The organism is Stieleria tagensis (genome assembly GCF_024129865.1).
GTDB lineage: Bacteria > Planctomycetota > Planctomycetia > Pirellulales > Pirellulaceae > Stieleria > Stieleria tagensis.
On sequence record NZ_JAMYFE010000076.1, the window covers coordinates 1 to 18,371 of the forward strand.

The 18,371-nt window shown below is 55.8% G+C and carries 11 protein-coding genes; 6 read left to right on the plus strand and 5 right to left on the minus strand.

Features of this window, described 5'->3' with window-relative positions:
- Window positions 1-147 precede the first annotated feature (147 nt).
- On the plus strand, window positions 148-3,564 hold the full coding sequence (locus NHH03_RS18360; RefSeq protein ID WP_253158451.1) for an AAA domain-containing protein: 3,417 nt from the start codon (window positions 148-150) through the stop codon (window positions 3,562-3,564).
- Between the two features lie 73 nt (window positions 3,565-3,637).
- Here the strand turns inward: NHH03_RS18360 and NHH03_RS18365 are convergent, their stop codons facing one another.
- Both NHH03_RS18365 and NHH03_RS28415 read right to left on the minus strand, forming a co-directional pair.
- Window positions 3,638-5,353: a FecR domain-containing protein gene (locus NHH03_RS18365; RefSeq protein ID WP_253158452.1), complete on the minus strand. Its 1,716-nt coding sequence runs from the start codon at window positions 5,351-5,353 to the stop codon at window positions 3,638-3,640.
- Between the two features lie 196 nt (window positions 5,354-5,549).
- Entirely contained in the window at window positions 5,550-6,131 is a 582-nt protein-coding gene (locus NHH03_RS28415; protein WP_390895591.1) for a sigma-70 family RNA polymerase sigma factor, read from the minus strand.
- A 264-nt stretch (window positions 6,132-6,395) separates the two neighbouring features.
- Here NHH03_RS28415 and NHH03_RS18375 point away from each other — a divergent pair, with 264 nt between their 5' ends.
- Window positions 6,396-7,637: a DUF1559 domain-containing protein gene (locus NHH03_RS18375; RefSeq protein WP_253158454.1), complete on the plus strand. Its 1,242-nt coding sequence runs from the start codon at window positions 6,396-6,398 to the stop codon at window positions 7,635-7,637.
- A 165-nt stretch (window positions 7,638-7,802) separates the two neighbouring features.
- Window positions 7,803-8,003, plus strand: a complete 201-nt coding sequence (locus NHH03_RS18380) for a hypothetical protein (protein WP_253158455.1) — start codon at window positions 7,803-7,805, stop codon at window positions 8,001-8,003.
- A gap of 122 nt (window positions 8,004-8,125) precedes the next feature.
- Here NHH03_RS18380 and NHH03_RS18385 read toward each other — a convergent pair whose 3' ends face one another.
- From NHH03_RS18385 to NHH03_RS18395, 3 genes are all read right to left on the minus strand, one after another.
- Window positions 8,126-11,101 (minus strand): FG-GAP-like repeat-containing protein, encoded by a 2,976-nt coding sequence (locus NHH03_RS18385; RefSeq protein ID WP_253158456.1) that lies wholly within the window; start codon window positions 11,099-11,101, stop codon window positions 8,126-8,128.
- Window positions 11,102-11,316: 215 nt separating this feature from the next.
- A complete protein-coding gene (locus tag NHH03_RS18390) occupies window positions 11,317-11,934 on the minus strand; it encodes a DUF2490 domain-containing protein (RefSeq protein ID WP_253158457.1) in 618 nt (205 codons plus the stop codon).
- 375 nt (window positions 11,935-12,309) lie between these two features.
- The gene (locus NHH03_RS18395; RefSeq protein WP_253158524.1) at window positions 12,310-14,529 is read right to left on the minus strand and encodes an FdhF/YdeP family oxidoreductase; all 2,220 of its coding nucleotides are present in this window, start codon (window positions 14,527-14,529) and stop codon (window positions 12,310-12,312) included.
- 174 nt (window positions 14,530-14,703) lie between these two features.
- On the opposite strand from NHH03_RS18395, the gene NHH03_RS18400 reads away from it, so the two are divergent.
- From NHH03_RS18400 to NHH03_RS18410, 3 genes are all read left to right on the plus strand, one after another.
- Window positions 14,704-15,366: a hypothetical protein gene (locus tag NHH03_RS18400; protein ID WP_253158458.1), complete on the plus strand. Its 663-nt coding sequence runs from the start codon at window positions 14,704-14,706 to the stop codon at window positions 15,364-15,366.
- A gap of 179 nt (window positions 15,367-15,545) precedes the next feature.
- Complete coding sequence (glmS, locus tag NHH03_RS18405; RefSeq protein WP_253158459.1) at window positions 15,546-17,402, plus strand: glutamine--fructose-6-phosphate transaminase (isomerizing); 1,857 nt, start codon at window positions 15,546-15,548, stop codon at window positions 17,400-17,402.
- 237 nt (window positions 17,403-17,639) lie between these two features.
- A complete protein-coding gene (locus NHH03_RS18410; protein ID WP_253158460.1) occupies window positions 17,640-17,840 on the plus strand; it encodes a hypothetical protein in 201 nt (66 codons plus the stop codon).
- Window positions 17,841-18,371 lie beyond the last annotated feature (531 nt).

Genomic DNA, 18,371 nt, shown 5'->3' on the forward strand with positions numbered 1-18,371 from the left:
TGACGCGTCGGGTTACCAAGAACCGATGTCTAACGCGAAAGCGCAACTCGAATCTTTCGCAGCAGGACTGTGTTTTCGGCAAGAGGGTTGATAACGTCCCGGTGAAAATCAGACTCAACCGTCCGCAGTGACAAAGCACTCGACACAATGAACCACGATGACAACGACGAACTGGCAGGCGAACCGACGACTGGGCCAGAGTTCGCGCCGGCACGGTTCGCATGCGAACTTGGTTTGCCCACGGTCGACGCCCAACTGCTCAAGGATGCTGCGACCGCAGTTCGCCAGGAGTATCGTGACGGTTCACGCTGGAAGCGGCTGAATTGTCGCCAGGTCAGTATCGTTGCCGAGCGAGACCGTGGCACGGTTTACGTCGTTCATCTAGACGGATCGGTGGAATTCGATTGGACCTGGGAGGGAGCCAAAGCGTTCCGCCCGCGATCGCTGGATGATGATCAAAGCTATTCGGATCAGTTTTACGAAGAAGCCGAATACGACGACGAAATTCGATGGTCGGGCGAGATCGTTGAGGTGAATGAACGCAGCGGATGTTTGTTCATCAGTCTGGACAATCCCGAACAAGCTCCATCGGCCGGCCCATTCTTTGTCCGCCCTTTCGAGTTCCTGTCGGTTCTCGATGCGATCTACAACGGCGAAGAATTTGAAGACGTCCGAGAGCATCTCCCGGCGCGTTTGAACGCCGCCAAGGGCGATGTGCATCCCAAAATCACGAACCCTTGTGACCAAGGTTTATCGCAACTGCATGATTGGTGGCAGCACAGCTGGAGTGTCCTGTGGGGACCGCCCGGCACCGGAAAAACCTGGATGACCGGTCAACAGATCGCCCATCTCATGCAGGATCAATCCGAGCGGATTCTCGTCGTCTCGACGACCAACAAAGCGACCGATGCGGTTGCCATTTCGATCGGCGAAGCGGCAAGAAAACACTGCGCCGATCAACTCGCCGACGACACCCTGCTAAGAATCGGCAAAGGCGCATCGTATCAGGCGTTTGTCGCCAAGGATCTCCAGCCGATGCTTCGAGGGACTGAGGCCGAAATCCTTTCCCAGATCGACTCGCTAGCCAAGCAGTTGCGTCGTTTTGAAACGTCCGACGACAAAGCACTGACACGAAAGCAGATCAATGAACTTCGACGGGCTGGCAACGATCGCAGCAATCGCATCTTTCTCGACGCCGACAAACGAGTGGTGGTTGCCACTGCGTTCAAAGCCATGAACTATTTGAAGGCCGGGTCCATTCGGGAGATGGTCGAGAACGGCGAAGCCCCTTTCACAACGATCTTCATCGACGAAGCTGGATTGATTTCCAGAACGGCGGTGGCTGCTCTATCGCTGCTCGCTGCACGGCGAGTCGTTTTGGTGGGTGATTCAAAACAACTCGCCCCCATCAGCCGCATCTCACGAATCTTGCCGACCCGGCAACAAACCTGGTTGGCAAGTAGCGGACTGAGTCATCTGGACGACACCGACGACATTCCCAAAGCGATTCATTTGCTATCCCAACAGCGACGGATGCACCCCGACGTTTGCGAGGTCGTTTCACAATTTCAATACGACGGAATTTTGACCACGGCGTCCGAATGCGCAGCACGACCGTCCACACTTCCGCCATTCATCGCCGACCACTCGAGAGCGATTTGGTACGTACTCGATGAAGAAGCTGCGGATCTTACTACGATTCGTGCGAGCCGTGGGCCCGGCAACGGCAGTTGGGTCAGGGCAATCACGCCGACTGTCCTACAGAAACTGTTTTCTGACGATGGGGTTCGCAGTGCAAACGGACTGTTTATTTCGCCGTTCAAAGCACAAGCTCAGGCGATTGGGAAACGGCTCGCGAAATGGGGAATCACTAGCTGGGAATCATCAACCGTTCACAGTCAACAGGGATCGGAAGCCGACATCGTTGTCTTTGACACCGTGAATGCCGGCAGCGGAACGTGGCAAATCCCAGAATGGAAACGACTTGTTAACGTTGCACTCAGTCGCGCCAGAGAAGCCGTGATCGTGTTGGCCAGTCGCAGCGAGATGGAAGAACCCTACCTGCGACCGTTGCTCCCGGCGCTGACCCCTGCGTTCCTAACGGCGGACGGAAATCAATTTTCCTGGCGCAATGCCGGTCAGCCAGACGCATCAAACGCTTCAATAGTGGGCGAACCGAAAACGCGGTACACCAGCGAGCTCTCGTGCCGAATGGGCGACCAATTCGCCGGTCGAAAAAGCTTGAAACCGGTTCTTTCGGCGGAACAACAGCGATTGACCAACCTTGAACTCGACGGAAAACCCAGGTTGGTGCGAGGTGTTGCCGGAAGCGGAAAATCAGTGGTTCTCTGCAATTGGCTGGCCAAAACGACGCAGCGACTCTGCCGTGATCCAGACACCCGCATTTGGGCGGTGTACGCCAATCGCAGCCTACACAAGTTGCTTCAAGATTCGATCGAGTCTGCCTGGAAAGAGCTCAACGCCGGCGACCTGTTCGCGAGTGCGGATTTTCCTTGGGAGAAGGTCTCGCTGTTGCATGTGAAAGATGTTCTGGCAGGAATTTTGCCAAGCGTTCAGATGTCGGCCGAGACAATCGGGTTTGACTACGACCGAGCCGCAGCAGAGTTCCTCGCCCGCCAGGACCTGCACAACTTGCTTCCGCGTTGTTCCGCGTTGTTCATCGACGAGGCTCAGGATATGGGGCCGGCAACGTTGCGGCTCTTACTGTCTTTGATAGAGCAGTCCAACGAGGGAGATATCAACAGTCGTGCGGCTCATATTTTCTATGACAATGCTCAGAACGTGTATGGCACCGAGACCCCGAAATGGTCTGAATTCGGGCTCGACATGCGAGGCCGTTCGACCATCATGCGGGAGAGTTTTCGATCCACAACACCGATCACAGAACTCGCCGTCAACGTCTTGGGCCGACTGTCGGCAGCCAGTCAATCGCAGGACCATCACGAACTGCTGCAGCTTGGGCTGCTGGAACGTACCAAGCGGAACGGGGAGGCATGGCTGCGTGTTCGCTTCAACCAAATCGATGGCCCCAAACCGATCTACCACCGATTCGAAAATCGCAGCCAAGAGATGGCGGCAATCGCAGTACACCTGAAACATTTGATCCAGAGCGACGGAATTTCGCCCACCGATATCTGCGTCATCTACAACGGCCGGGCGCACGAAGTCTTGGAAACCCAACTCGCGCCGAAACTTGCCGAGATCGGAGTCGAACTGTCGTTTCAAAAGAACCGATCGTTCCAGCGGCAGTCCAACACTCTGATAGCAACGACACCGCACTCGTACAAAGGATACGAATCCGAAGTCGTGATCATCCCCTGCGTTGACAACTATGTCGCCCCAGCCGGCAAACTGCTGACCAACAGCCTGTATGTGGCAATGACGCGCGCTCGATCCTTGCTTGCCATTTATGGAGTCGACAGCGGATCGGGCGCAAGTCGTCGAATTGGCGAAACCATTGGCGACTGTATCACCACCCAGAACGCACCGCCGCACGAGACCCCAATCGACCAAGAAGATCGCGATTCAAAAGGTGATCGTTAAATCCATCCCTGCTGGTGGTACGTCAAAGTTTTACCTCAGGTTGGGGCAGGCTTCCCAAGTCCGACGTAGGCGTTCAATGACGCAGCGGCACGACGGATTCCCAGGTGGTGCCGATCCGAAGTTCATCGAACGCGGCGACGGCGTCGGCTCCACACCAGAATTGCAGTTTGCGGAGATAGCCCTGGTGATGAAACGGATGCCCCTCACTATCCCACTGTGGCGGTTCGGTGATCTGCGGCGCATCGTCTTGGGTAAAGATTTTGGCGACCAAATTGTCGGGGCCGGATTGCCGTAGCATCAGCTTTACGACAACAAAATAGTTGCCACTGTTGCGCAGCTTGACCCCGCCGTTGTAACGCCCCGTTCCCGTCGACGCAGTGAGATTGTCGTTCATGTCGGCCGAGAGCGCAAACACCAGATGCTCCGAACCCAAATGCCCCACTTCGGGCCGAAGATCTTTCGTTGCGTGCCAGGAAATCCCTGCACCGCCGCCCGTTTGCCCATGGGGCCCCAGACGCTGCCGGCGCATCAAGAAACTAACAAACACGTCTCGATCCACATCCAGCGAAATGGGATCCGCCAGCAATCTTGCCGAAACCGATGCGCTGGGTGCCACACAATAGGTCTTACTGCGAGAGATCAACCACGGCAAACCGCTCAAGTACTGGCCTTGGCGAATCACCGCAACCGGTTGCTTTGATTCGTCGGTATGAGGATGCCAGGGACCGGTCCAGCCCTGTCCAGCATCGGTGCGTCGCAGCAAACCCGGCGGATAGTCGAAACCCTCATAGCAGATCAATTCGCCTTGAGGCCGAGCCGAATCCCATTTGTCACGCAGCGTTTCAAGATCGTCAAATCGAAGAGACGGTTGATCAATCATCTGGCCACGTTGATCGGTGGGCCCTTGAAACCGAAACGTCTGACCGGCTGACAACATCGACTCGTTTCGAATTGCGTCGGCATCGATCGGCAAACAGGACACCGCACCATCGATCACTTGGACTTCGCTGCGCCCCGCTGAATCGACGGAAACGGCAAACCGAGTCCCGATATCGACGATCTTGGTGCTGGGGGTTCGAATAATAAACCCCAACGCCGATTCGGTGACATTCGCGATCACGTCGCCTTGCGTCACCGACACTGTGCCATCGAGATGAAAATGCATCTTGGCGATTGCCCTGCGAGCATCAATCAATAGCTCGGCACCGCGGCGCAAATGGATCCGGCCGATTCCACTGGTCAGCACCAACGGGCCTTCGCCCACATGGTCACCAACCGATTTACTTGGCAACCATTCTGCACCCTCAGCAAGTGTCACCGTGCCAAAATCATTCCCACCCGGCAGCGGCGTGACATCCAGCTGAGTTAAATTCTGGAGCGTTGGCTCGCTGGATTCACTGGCACTTGAATGAATGGCCGCCTGCGGATCCTGCTTTGGCTTGCCTGCTGGTCGATTCTGCAAGGATCGATTCTGCGGAGAATGGTGCAGCCAGCCGACCCCCACAGCGAGGGCCACTGCCACTGCCAAACCAATCCTCCAGATGGCACGTTTTGCGATTTTACGGCTCCCCGGGAGCGACGACTGACGGCGGGATGCAGCCGAGCAAACGCGTCCCTCGAACGCTTCGACCAACATCGAATCCATACCCAGACTTTCAACCGCCAACTCACGCAGACGTTGATCACCGCGCAGCAACGTGTTTAATTCATTCAATTCGGCCTCACTGGCTTCGTGGGTCTGACCCAACAACAGCAGTTCTTCCAGACGGTGGACAGATTTGGCAGGCACAGGTTTTGAAGACACAGGGATCAGGGTCGAGTTCGAGAATTGAAAAGAAAGTTCACTCCTCAGCGCGGGATCGGTTGACCCCGGGAGCAAATCAAGCACGTTTCCAAATTGTGTTCGGGTCGTCGGAACGATTAGTGCGTAGTTGGGCTATCCAGACACAATTTATCTTTCGTCGGACATTTCTATAGCAACACCGTCAACTCGATTCAGCCAGTCGATGCTGAATACATTGCTTAAGTTTTCGTCGCATTCTTAGCAGGATGCACTTTACGGATTCAATTGACCGACCGGTTTCTGACGCGACGCCCGCCAATGACATTCCTTTTGCATAACGCAGTGAGATCAACCGCGTGTGTTCCGGGCAAAGCTGATCCAGGCACTGGTGGAGTGCGAGTTGTTTTGGATCCCAGTGATCATATCGCGATTCAAAAACATCAGTAAGCATTTCCGAAACGTCCGGCTGAAAAACAATCCGCTCACGGCCTCGATCCCGCAGAAAAGCCAAAACCTCATAGCGCGCGATGGCAAAGGCCCAAGGCAAAAAGGGCTGATCTCGATGAAACGCGTCCGCTTTTTGCCAAATCTTAAGATTGGTCTTTTGCAGAATATCCGCTGCGTTCTGAAAGTCGCCGACCGAAGCCAGGATAAAGCCGCGGAGTTGGCCTTGGTGCATGGTTAGCAGTCCAACGAAGTGCTCGTCCTGTGCGTCGCGAATTGATTGCGATTTACAAGGACTTGGTGAGGTGCTGTGAGGACGCGGCACAATGAATGTCCACATAAAAAGGAAGCATGCTGGACCGAATAAAAGCGACAGATCGATGGCGTTGTCGAACGACCACGGCGTCAAATCAACAAAACACAGCCACTCGCTAATAGTTTCCAAAAAGGATGAAAACGTCTCACTTTTTTTCCCTAAGTTTTCGCCACATCTTCATCTGTGGCGGAGTCCTCTAATGACGGAGAACCATCCGTCACTATTGCATTATGACGCTTTCAAGCACCGAGGGCGTTACCTTCTTTTCTTCATGACAGGTTATCACCTATGCGACATCATCCTCAAAGAAACGGATTCACACTCGTCGAACTTCTTGTTGTCATCGCGATCATTGGAATCCTGGTTGGCTTGCTATTGCCGGCAGTGCAAGCGGCGCGCGAAGCGGCACGGCGGATGAGCTGTAGTAACAATTTCAAGCAAATCGGGCTTGCGATGCACAACTATCATTCCGCCTACAAACAATTGCCGATTCATGGATCGGGCACCACCGATAACATCACCGCACAGATCTGGCGGCCCTCCGAGATTTCGAACAACGGTCGGTTGAGCTATTTGGTTGGTCTGACACCGTTTATCGAGCAACAAGGATTATGGGACATGATCTCAAACCCCTTGAACATTGACTCCCAAGGCAACTCGCCGCCCAATGCCAGTGGCAACGGTGGCAGCCAAACCCAGCGAGGCGGCAGTGCGTTTAGCCCGATGGGTTCAACACCGGACGAAATTCTGTACACGCCCTGGGTGACACAGATCCCTGGATTCCGTTGTCCCAGCGATCCAGGTGTGGGCTTGCCGTCCCTCGGACGCACCAACTACGCCGCCTGCTTGGGCGATTCGCCCGAGCGCGCGCAACAGGGCGACTGGGACAACAGTGCGCCCATGGGCAGGGTCAATAACACGTTGGCGCAAGAGATCCGAGCCTCCGGGCGCGGCGTGTTCATCACCCACAAGTCGATGCGTTTTCGCGACATTCTGGATGGACTGTCCAACACCGTGGCCGCCGGGGAAATCGCAACCGATTTGGGTGACAAAGACAAACGTACGATCGCGCCTAGCCGTAGTTGGTCATTCGTCCGCAACATGCTGCCGTCGGAATGTAGCAACCTGGTTGATCCACAGCGTCCGGCATTCTGGGCACCGGCAACTGCCGTGGTCGGCCCGGTTGATGGCCGCGGATTCCGCTGGGCGGAACACATCCCCAACTTTTCCGCGTTCTTCACCGTACTGCCTCCCAATTCCGAGATCTGCAGCGAACAGAACGCGGGGAATTCGGGGTACTACTCGGCATCCAGTCGTCACCAGGGCGGGACGCACGTGTTGATGGCCGATGGTGCAGTGATCTTCATCACCGAATCGATCGAATCAGGACGTAGCCAAGGCCAGGATTTGGCAACCGCCGGCGGCCGCAATGCCTATCGGGGCGCTGGTGAAGAAAGTCCCTATGGGTTGTGGGGTGCCTTGGGGACGCGTGCCAACAGAGAAGTGATTCAAGAGCAACTTAACCAGTAGTGCCCTCGTGGATGTCAGCGAGGGATTTGGCCGGTTAGCGGGATCCCTCGCTGACGCTTCGGGTTTCCAAAAACTAATGCCTCACGCAAAAGTGCAATTGAACAAGCTTTGGCGTGGACCGGTTTCTAATTAATTGACAAAGATTTTATTGAATGGGATATCAAAATGAAAAAATGGATGTGTCAAGGCTTTCTTCTGGTCGGAATCGTCAGCCTGGTCGGCTGTGGCGGTCAGCAACAGGGCAATACCGTTGAAAATGCCAGCCAGTCGGACATCGACGAGTACAACCGCCTGTTGCAACAATCGCAAGCGTCAATGCAAGACTCTGAAAAAGCCGCCAAGGAAAGCGGCGTCAAAGGGTTCTAACGCGGCGATCTCCGCTTGCAATTGATCGCAATGCCTATGCGCACGAACTGCCAGAGAACCAAGTTGGACCAGGGGAGACATTCCGGCCAGCAATCGATAGGCGGTCGTTTGCGCGTTTGGCGTTAGCGAGTCAGTTCAATGACATCGTTGCCTTGGACAATTAAAGCGTCACTATCGGGTCGCACGAAAAAGGTTTCATGGGATCCATCAGGCCAGTCCACTGTGACTGACAGACGCTGGTTCAGGTTGATTTGATCGCCCAGTCCAAAGTGCAGTTGACGTTGATTCGCACAAAAGAATCCGTCTCCGGTATTTAGTGCTGCCATGCGTTGAATGCCATTGCCGGACACGCTCACGTGGGCACCAATGGCATCGCGTGAACATCGCACGCCAACCAATTGAATGTTGATCCAATGGGAGTGCGTGGGCGTGCGATTGATCAACAGTGCGAGAGGCTCGTTCTGGTGCGTGATCGCCAAATCGGTTCGTCCATCACGGTCGGCGTCGATCATCCACATTGCACGACCGACATGCGGTTTGCTGACATAGCCATGCTGTGACCTTAGATCGACCTCTTGATAGGTTTGCGCCGCCACTTGATGCAAGATTTGCAGGGGTTGCGAATAGCTGGCCGGTGGATCCGGACTGCGATAAACATGCCCGTTGGTAACCGCGATTTCATCGACCGAATCGTTGTCAAAATCGATTGCCTGGGTGCCGAATCCCAGCATCGAATAACTGACGTCGGCTATCCCGCGCAGCGATGCCGTGTCCGACCAGATGCCAGGATCGGTCTGTTCATACCAAGCGTTGTGTTCTTGTTCAAAATTTGTGACATAGAAATCCACGTCGCCATCGTCATCCAGATCAGCTGCGGCAATTCCCATGCAGGCTTGCGGGCGAAATCTGGCGTCGAACGCTAAACCGCGTAACGTTGCAGATTCCTCGAGTGTAAATTCTGGCCCATCGACGGCTGACCAATAGTGATTGTCGGTCATGTCATTGGCAACGAAAATATCCAACCCGGCGGTGGCATCAAGTGCACCCACCACCAGTCCCAATCCGCGACCGGCGCGGCCTGGCACCACGCCCCACCGCTGGTTGGCGGCGACGAATCCTCCGGCGGGTCGACCGGCCAACACGACATCGGCTTCGGCGGGCAATTGCGTTGGCAAACAGGGACCGGGCAAACCGGTCTTGGGATCCTGACAGGAGGTCGCGACCGCATCCCGTCCAGAACAATATTTCAAACAAACCAAATCGGAAATTCCATCGCCGTCTAAATCAGCCACCGCGCCGCTGGTCGACCAGGAATCCGATGAATTGCTTGGCAACCAATCGGAGCGATCCGTAAAACTACCGTCGCCGTTATTGATCCAGACACGATCACGCCCGTTGTTGAAGACGACTAAATCGGCAAATCCGTCGGCATTGAGATCACCAAAGGTCACGCCTTGGGAAAACCCTTGATCGCCCGTCTGCGTGGATTCGGTCACATCAACAAAGTCACCCTGCAGATTGCGGAACATTCGGTTCGAGTTGGAATCCAATTGGCCGGGCGTACCACCGCAGGATGCCACGTACAAATCACACCATCCGTCGTGATCAAAGTCCAGCGCGCAGCCGCCAGATTCCATTTGTGCATACAGAGGAATCATCTGCTTGTCATCAGCGTGACGCGTCGCCTGAATCACCAGCCCGCGTTCACTGGCTTCATCGCGCAATATCGGTGTCACGATCGGCCGCAACCGTTGATCGCTACGAGTTATCACCTGCTGGGCCAATTGCAATCGTGACGGGGGAGGGTAGTGGTCCAAGGAGAGTTCAAACACCGGATCGTCCGCCGTCAGTTGCCAAGGCGTTTGGGCAGTTAGGCGTGGCACGATGGATTGCCGCAATTGTCGGACTGCAGCGACATGCTCATCGGGAATGGTCATCGCAAACGCCGTCCAAGCTTCTGCCTCCCATAGCCGACCAAGTTCCACCAACGATCGCGCGACATCGACCACAATGGCGTTGGACCGATTTCCAAACCGATAGAACCGTTCTTTGTCTTGAGTGAATCGTCCCAGTCGTTCGGCTCGGCGATTGATCGCATCGATAGCGTCCTGTGGTATCGCTTCACCGCGCGAACGCAACAGATGCAAGGTGCGTCCAAGTTTGGCAAAAACCTCGCCGATATCAGGATTGCGACGCGTGGATTCCCAATACGCGCGGGCTGCTGTTTGGTGATCCGATTGAATCCCTGCCCAATCACCCAAAACCGCCCAGTATTGCCATGTATCTTCAACGTCGGACGGCAATCGTTGACTCCAACGTCCCAGGCGATCGTATTGCGAGGTCTGGACCAGGTATCGCCCGAACAACAACTGTGCGGGCCGACAGGCGTTGTCGGATTCTAGAATCCGCAGCAGTGTCGGTTCTAAATCTTCCCAGCGACCGGAATCAAATTGCAGGCGTGCGGTAGCGATTTCCAGTCGCGTATCCGACGGATTGCGTTTGACCAGTTCGGCCATCGAGTTGCCTTCCATGTCACGCTGTTCGTTGGTGCTAAGTGAAAACAACAATTCACGATCGAACTGGCGTTGCCGGACCAACCGGCGTCCATGCGAGCGGGCGCGTTGATGGTCTTCGACATTGATTAGAAAATCGAACAGATCGCGGCGAGTTTGGTGCCGATCGGGATAGGCGGTGACCACCTGATCGAGTAAGTCGATGGCTTCATACAACTTGCCCACCGCCAGCAATGCCACCGTGGCGCGGCGGACCAATGATTCGTCATCAAAAGAATCGGCGACTGAGGCATCAACCAGCAGCGCGACTGCCGTTTCCATCTGGCCATTCGCAAACGCCACGTCGGCCGCCAGTTGGATGACCGACGCGTTGCCCGGGTGCTCTAACATCGCCGCACGGACATCCCGATCGGCGTCCTCCCAACGCTGTTGTTGAACCGCTAGCGTGGCTTTGTCGATCAAGGACTGAGCGGGACTCTGGATTGACGTCACAGTCGGCTTCGCCACCGGCACTTCCGAACGATCACAGCCGATCATCAACAGCAGCAGTGCCGCGATCGGCAATTGACGCGGTGCATGTGTCATAAAATTCAGATGATGAAACGGGACCGCAAATCGCCGCGCGCATCAATGAATCGGGTGGCGTCTGCGATGACGAGAAAGAAAAGGTCACGCGGATTCGCATTCTAAACCCATGATCATTTGGCTCGCTGCCAAATCGGGTGCCATGACCGATGAACAGCCCCAGAAATCATGACAGAGTAGAAGGGCCCGTCACATCAGCACCAAAACGGGTCCGATTACCGATAGCGGTCTCGTGTCGTTGGTTTTTTGATCCGTTTGGAATCGGTATGAAAAACCAATTGAACGTGCAATGCATGATCGTTCAGATCGATCCCATCACGTTTCCGCTCGGCGCGCCAGAGGTATCCGATTTCAAGTTGTGTGTGGTCACCCAGATGCTGTCCGAGCGCCGCATAGACCCGGCTTTGTTCAAACCCATCGACCGGTCCCGTGCCTTGATCATCCAAGTTGAATCGCAGTGCACCGAAGCCCGTCAGATAGTGTGGCCCCTGTCCGATCGGATGAGAAACGTGCTGCAGCACACGTAGACGGGGGATCACACCGTCAATGTCATCGATGAATCGCTCCTCCAAACGGAATTGCGTCCCCGTGATCAAATCGCCCATCGTGTGATTGAGATGGAGTTCCTGCCAAGGAACGTTTTCGTTGGCTTCTTGGTATTTGTCGTTGTACTTGTAGCCGAACGAAAATGCGAACCGGTCGTTGAGATGCAAATTGAGAGCGGGTTTCAGAATCAGCTCGCTGAATTCAGAGACGTCATCCTTCAGACGCACTTCGGTTTGCATCGACGCGACCCATTGACCGCCCATCGGATGAACCACTTGAACCGGCATCCAGAGTTGGAAATCAGGATCCTCAGAACTTGCGTTCGTGCAGTCGAAGAGGGCCGGCAGGATCAGCACGATTGATAAAACCCGCGCAGCAAAACGAAGACCGTTGGCGGCGTCCACACCTACAGTCCGGCTGGGACAAGTCGTGTAGAGCTTTTTATCCATTGCCATGATCAATCGTTTCTATGCAATCTGCCCAATTCCTATCGCAATCAGATCCGCATGGTTGTGCGCCCGTCCAGACATCATCGTCTCGGCGCGCAGCAATAATTGAATCCGCTGGCCGAGCCACCGATACGAACGTTAAAAACGTTTGTAACGAACAGAGTGGTCTTTGCCGCACGCAGTTGGCTGTGTTTAAAAACCGATGAAGCGGGTTCAGGCGGATTCGGCAATCAGTTGAATCACCACGCCTTTGAACGCGGGTGTTTTGCTTTGCGGGTCGGCATGCCGGGCGACCAAAACGTTGGCTTCCGGGTAGTACATCAACGCATTGCCACAACGGATTGAATCAAAGGAACGCGCCAAAATTCCGTGCAACGCCCCGGTCTCACTTTTCACGGTGACCGGTTGGTCGTTGGCCAATCCAAACCGATGCAGGTCGTCAGGGTGCATCAAGATCACGTCGCGCCGATCTTGATTGCGATACAGGTCTTGTTCCTCGTAGACAACAGTATTGAATTGTCCTTCACTGCGAACGGTCATCAACCGCAGTTCGTTGTCATTGGTCCCTTTGAGCGCCGGGATCTTGTGGCAATGCAAGACGCCGCGACCATCGGCGGTGCCGAACTGTGGTTCGTAAAACGTTCGTCCTTCGATTTGAAACTCTTGTTTGGTCTGATCGATGTCGCTGATTTTTTGATAGCCGGGGACAACGGCGCCGATCCATTTGCGGATCGTCGCTGGTTTCTCCAATTCATCCCAATCGACCCCCGCTACGTTGGGCAGGACAGCTTTGCCGATCGCTGCGATCACAGAAACCTCGCTGCGTGGTCCCGGCAACCGTGCCGGCCCGCCGTCGCTAAGCCGGACAAAGTTAAACATCGATTCTTGCGTGGTCGGCGCGGGTTCCTCGTCGCGTGCCAACACGGGCAACACAATCGTTTCTTCAGCCAATCCGTGCACATGCCCGGTGTTCGTCGTCGTGCTCAACATCACGCTTAATTGCAACTTGCTGAGTGCCTGTGCGGCGAAGGTCGAATCGGGGTTGCTGCCGTACAAGTTGCCACCCAAACACAAGCCGACTTTCATCTGGCCGGTTGCTGCGGCTTCCATGCACTGCATGGTGTCTTTGCCGGGCGTGTCTGGCAAAGACACGGAGAACTTGTGCTGGAGCGCCGAAAAGATTTGATCCTTCAACTTGGGCGTCACACCGACCGAACCGATTCCTTGAACGTTGCTATGGCCTCGAATCGGCATCAAACCGCACCCCGGTCGACCAACCATGCCACGTGCGAGCGCCAAATTGGCGATCGCTTGAACATTTTGGACACCATGGGCGTGATGGGTGATGCCCATGGTCCAAGCGAACACGGACCGCTTGGACGCTGCGTAGACCTTGGCAATCGATTCGATCTTACTGCGTGCCAGACCGGATTTATTTTCAATCTCCTGCCACGAAAAATCGTCCACCGCAGCCAGCCATTCCGCAGTGCCGCTTGTGTGTTGGTCCAGAAAGTCACGATCGATCGCACCGGACTGCTTGATCGCTTTGGCCATGCCCCACAACAACGCCAGATCGCCACCGATGTGCGGTTGCACATAGTGGGTGGCGATTTTGGTTCCCATCAGCAAAGAAATCGGATCACTGGGGATGCGAAAATTGATCAGTCCCGTTTCCCGAACCGGGTTGATCACCACGACGTGACCACCGCTGCGACGAACCCGCATCAAACTGGTCATCAAACGTGGATGGTTGCTGGCCGGATTGCCACCGATCAAAAACACCGTGTCGGCTTTTTCCAAATCCTCCAACTGAATGGTAGCGGTGCCGCTGCCGATGCTACTTTGCAACCCCACACCGCTGGCCTGGTGACAGTAGTAGCTGCAATTGTTGACATTGTTGGTCCCATAGACGCGCGCCAACAGCTGTAACAGGAACCCGGCTTCGTTGCTGCTGCGGCCACTGAAGTACCAGAACGTGTCGTCCGGTGCAGTGGCGACCAACTTGGCGGCAATGTCATCGATCGCCTGTTTCCACGTGATCACTTCGAAATGCGTGCTGCCGCGGCGATAGCGCAGCGGGTGGATCAACCGTCCCAACGATTCCAATTCGCGGGGCGAGCGGGTTTGCAGCTCGGCCAACGAATGCTGCTTCCAGAAATTGGGATCAATCCCAGGCTGCATGTCGGCGACCATGGCCTGCAAACTTTTCTTGCAGACTTCGAACGAATGCCCCAGTTCGTTGACCATGCCGCCCTGTTGGCCGCCCATGCCGACAGCACAGGTCTTGCAACTATTGCGCGACCGCATCGCTTTGAACAGTTTCCAAATGCCGCCGGCTTCACGCCCTTTTTTGAACGTGTACCAAATCGCTCGAAATCCACCGCCGCTGCCGACTTTCACTGGTTTGATCCTGGTGTGACTGGCTGTTTCCATCTTGCTAAATCGTACCAGCAACACCACGCCGGTGGGCTGACCGGCAAAGTTTGCCAAACCAAGGCCAAACCGAAGCGGATCAGATTCGTTTGATTCCAGACCGGCCGACTGCCGAAACTTTTCCAACGGTGTCGGTTGTTCTCGTGTCTTTTGATCAAACAGGTTGAGGTAGCTATGCCACTTCGAAAGCTTTGGAATTCGATCCGTGGCAACGGAGACACGTCGGTGGCCAAGCCGGCGGAGACTGCGGCGGTCAATCCCAGCGATTCGAGCACCGCGACGACCGAAGCCCAGCCCGTGCTGCGGGCCACGATTCCGATCGCCGCTGCCACACCACAGGCTGGCCCGAGCCAATCCAAACCGGTGAAACAGACGCTGTCGCGCGAAGACAAAAAACTGTGTCGTCGAATTGAATCGATGTCCTTTCAATCGATCCTGGAAATCTCCGTTGGTGACGGTGCACGCGCATTGTCGCTGCTACAAACCAATCCGGTGAAACAATCCGACCCGCCGGTGCACTACATCGCAATCGATGAATTCGAAATGGGTGGCAATTCACTCTCGCTGCGTGGATTCCACAAGCAACTGCGTGAACACCACGCCAAGGCGCATTTGGTACCGATGCCGATCGACGCCGGACTCGATCGCGTGGTGCGAACGTTCGGACAGGTCGACCTGATCATCTGGTCAGCCGATCAAGCCCCGACGGCGGCTCAGCAACACCGGATCGCGCGGCTCAGCAAACCGGGAACGATCCTGTTTTCGCTGGACCAAGGGCGCTGGAGCGAGACCCTGAGCGGCGCATCGGCCGCCGTCCAGACGCGACGAGCCGCTTAACAGCAGGCCAGGTGCAACCTGGCGCCAGGTTTCACCCGGCCTACTGACGGCGTAAACCGGAGAATCGGAAAATTTTCTGGGATCGGCAACGTCGTTGTTTTGAGCTAGGTTTGTGGGTGTCGCAGGGCACCCCCTGCGCCCATCTCTTTGCTCGATCCCAATTATCGACTGAAAATCTTATGTGTGGAATCGTTGGCTACGTCGGCTCGGATCACGCCGGTGACTTTTTGCTAAACGGCCTGCGTCGACTGGAATACCGCGGTTATGACAGTGCCGGGGTGGCTATCCACGGCGACGGCGCCTTTCACGTCACCCGCAGCGTCGGCCGCATTGACGCATTGGCCGGTCGACTCGGCAGCGAGCCCATCGACGGCAGCACCGGCATCGGGCACACCCGCTGGGCGACTCACGGGCCGGCGACCGAGAACAACGCCCACCCGCACATCGGTGGTGACGGCGAAGTCATCTTGGTTCACAACGGAGTCATCGAGAACTTCCAGACGCTGAAAAACGAGCTGATCGAGAAAGGCTATCAATTCAATTCGGCGACCGACAGCGAAGTCATCGCCCACCTGATCGCGGAAGCGTTGAAGGTCACGCCGGAAACGCCCGACGATCCCCATTTGCATTACATCCAGGCCGTGCAGTGGGCCGTGGCACAACTCCGCGGCACCTACGGCCTGGTCGTCGCCTTCCGCGATCGCCCGAATATGCTGATCGCCGCCCGCTTCGGCAGCCCGCTGGTGCTGGGCGTGGGAAATGGCGAGTATTTCGTCGCCAGCGACGCCTCGCCACTGGCTGGCTGCACCGACCGGATTGTGTACATGGCCGACCACCAATTGGCCTTGCTGACGCCCGATGGGTTCACGGTCCTGCACCGCGACCAAGGCAAAGTCAACGTGCAGATCCAACCGATGGAAGCGGCCGAGGAAGAGGTTTCGCTGCAAGGCTTTGACCACTACATGCTCAAGGAAATCTATGAGCAACCCGAATCGCTAAAGAATGCGATGCGTGGTCGTCTGGACGAAGAAAACGCGACGGCCGTGTTCGGCGGGCTGAACCTGACGCCCCAGCAACTGCGGAGTGTCGAACGAATCATTCTGACCGGCTGCGGGACCAGTTGGCACTCGGCCTTGGTCGGCGAATACATGATCGAAGAACTCGCTCGGATTCCGGTCAACGTTGAATACGCCAGCGAGCTTCGCTACCGCAATCCGCCGATCGATAACAACACCCTGGTGTTTGGGATCACGCAGAGCGGTGAAACCGCGGATACCTTGGCCGCACTCCGCGAAACCAAACGCAAAGGCCATCGCACGTTAGCGCTCTGCAACGTCGTCGGCAGCTCGATCGCACAGGCGGCCGATGGCGGAGTCTATTTGCACGCCGGCCCCGAAATCGGGGTGGCCAGCACCAAAGCCTACACGTCGCAGTGCTGCGTGCTGGCGATGCTGGCGCTGTACTTCGGACGCATCCGCCATCTCAGCTTCGAAGCCGGACAACAGATCATTCGCGATCTGAATCAAGCCCCCGGGGCCGTGCAAGAGGCGCTTAACTGCAATGAGCACGTCAAAACGGTCGCCGAAAAATACAAAGATGCGACAAACATCCTGTACCTCGGACGGCAAGCCAATTTCCCCACCGCACTCGAAGGCGCACTCAAACTGAAAGAAATCAGTTATGTGCACGCCGAGGGCTATCCAGCGGCCGAAATGAAACACGGACCGATCGCTCTGGTCGATGAAAAAACTCCCAGCGTGTTCATCATCCCACAGGGCTCGACCTACGACAAAGTGATGGCAAACATGGAAGAGGTCAAAGCACGGGGCGGCCCGATTATCGCCGTTGCCAGTAAAGATGACCCGAATATCGAAGCCGTCGCCGATGACGTGATCCACATTCCCGATGTGCCCTCGATTATCCAGCCGATCGTGTCCGTGGTCCCGCTACAACTGCTGTCCTACCACATGGCATTGCTGCGTGGCTGCGACGTCGACAAACCACGCAACTTGGCCAAAAGTGTCACAGTGGAGTAGAGCCCCCCCAAAAAAAGTTTTCCTGCCTTGCGGGTTCATCTGCACAAACTACGCTTTTGATAAATAGCTCGTCATTTCCCAGCCTTGCCCAAAGAACAGTGGCCGGACTCGTCAAGCTATCGCCGGCCTTCACCAGGCCGGGTGTCGGGTTTCTGCCCGACGAAACTGCTGCTGGATTTGTCCGCGGCAAATGACGACCTAGGATCGTATAATCCTATTTTCCAACTGAGAAGAACCATGACTCGAAACGGCCTAACCTTTAACTCTCGCAAAGCGCTGATGAACAACATCGGAGAGGCCGCTGGGACTGAAATCGCAAATCTGATCGCTGAAATGGCGGCGGAAATCGAAGAATTGCGACGATCCAAAGTCAACGTGACTCGAATTGTGCCGACCAGCCCCTCCGAGCGAATGCAGTCGACTCAGGGCGTTCTGTAGACACTCTCTGTGTTCTTCCGTCTGAATCACCGATTCTTTGTCGGCGTCGTCTCGCCCGACCGGTGACATGCTGCCCCCAAGCCAATTCGCAAACCAGTGCACGCACTGGCACATGCATGGGCAGCGCGTGCCTCTTTTCTAGGCAGCAGTGATTACCTGCCAAGCCAGCTTGGGCGCGATCGAGCGACAAAGTCAAACATGTGCCAATCGGTTACGGGTTGCGAATGCGCGTAAAACCCGACGTAACATGCGGCGAAAGCCCACTGCCACAAGACCAACGGCAATCGCTGTGGAATCAGCGTCGACTTTTGCCGGATTGGCATGCCGGTTGCGATAGGGTCGTGCCAGGGAGGAAGCACGGATGCAAGCGGTTTCTAAGGAAGGTCGCTGGGAATGCAACGGGGAATTGCATTCCTAGCAAACGAACGCTGCCAATACACCTCGTTTGGCAGTGTTCAGCCTGATGGCTATCGAGTCGGGTGATCTGGTTCCGGTGCTTGATCACCCGACTCTGCCATCTTTCTAATTGCC

Excerpts from the sequence above, each read along its gene's own strand:
- NHH03_RS18360 (WP_253158451.1), top strand. The coding sequence starts at position 148 with ATGAACCACGATGACAACGACGAACTGGCAGGCGAACCGACGACTGGG.
- NHH03_RS28415 (WP_390895591.1), bottom strand. The coding sequence starts at position 6,131 with ATGTGGACATTCATTGTGCCGCGTCCTCACAGCACCTCACCAAGTCCT.
- NHH03_RS18375 (WP_253158454.1), top strand. The coding sequence starts at position 6,396 with ATGCGACATCATCCTCAAAGAAACGGATTCACACTCGTCGAACTTCTT.
- NHH03_RS18380 (WP_253158455.1), top strand. The coding sequence starts at position 7,803 with ATGAAAAAATGGATGTGTCAAGGCTTTCTTCTGGTCGGAATCGTCAGC.
- NHH03_RS18385 (WP_253158456.1), bottom strand. The coding sequence starts at position 11,101 with ATGACACATGCACCGCGTCAATTGCCGATCGCGGCACTGCTGCTGTTG.
- NHH03_RS18390 (WP_253158457.1), bottom strand. The coding sequence starts at position 11,934 with ATGCCGGTTCAAGTGGTTCATCCGATGGGCGGTCAATGGGTCGCGTCG.
- NHH03_RS18395 (WP_253158524.1), bottom strand. The coding sequence starts at position 14,529 with ATGGAAACAGCCAGTCACACCAGGATCAAACCAGTGAAAGTCGGCAGC.
- NHH03_RS18400 (WP_253158458.1), top strand. The coding sequence starts at position 14,704 with ATGCCACTTCGAAAGCTTTGGAATTCGATCCGTGGCAACGGAGACACG.
- glmS (WP_253158459.1), top strand. The coding sequence starts at position 15,546 with ATGTGTGGAATCGTTGGCTACGTCGGCTCGGATCACGCCGGTGACTTT.
- NHH03_RS18410 (WP_253158460.1), top strand. The coding sequence starts at position 17,640 with ATGACTCGAAACGGCCTAACCTTTAACTCTCGCAAAGCGCTGATGAAC.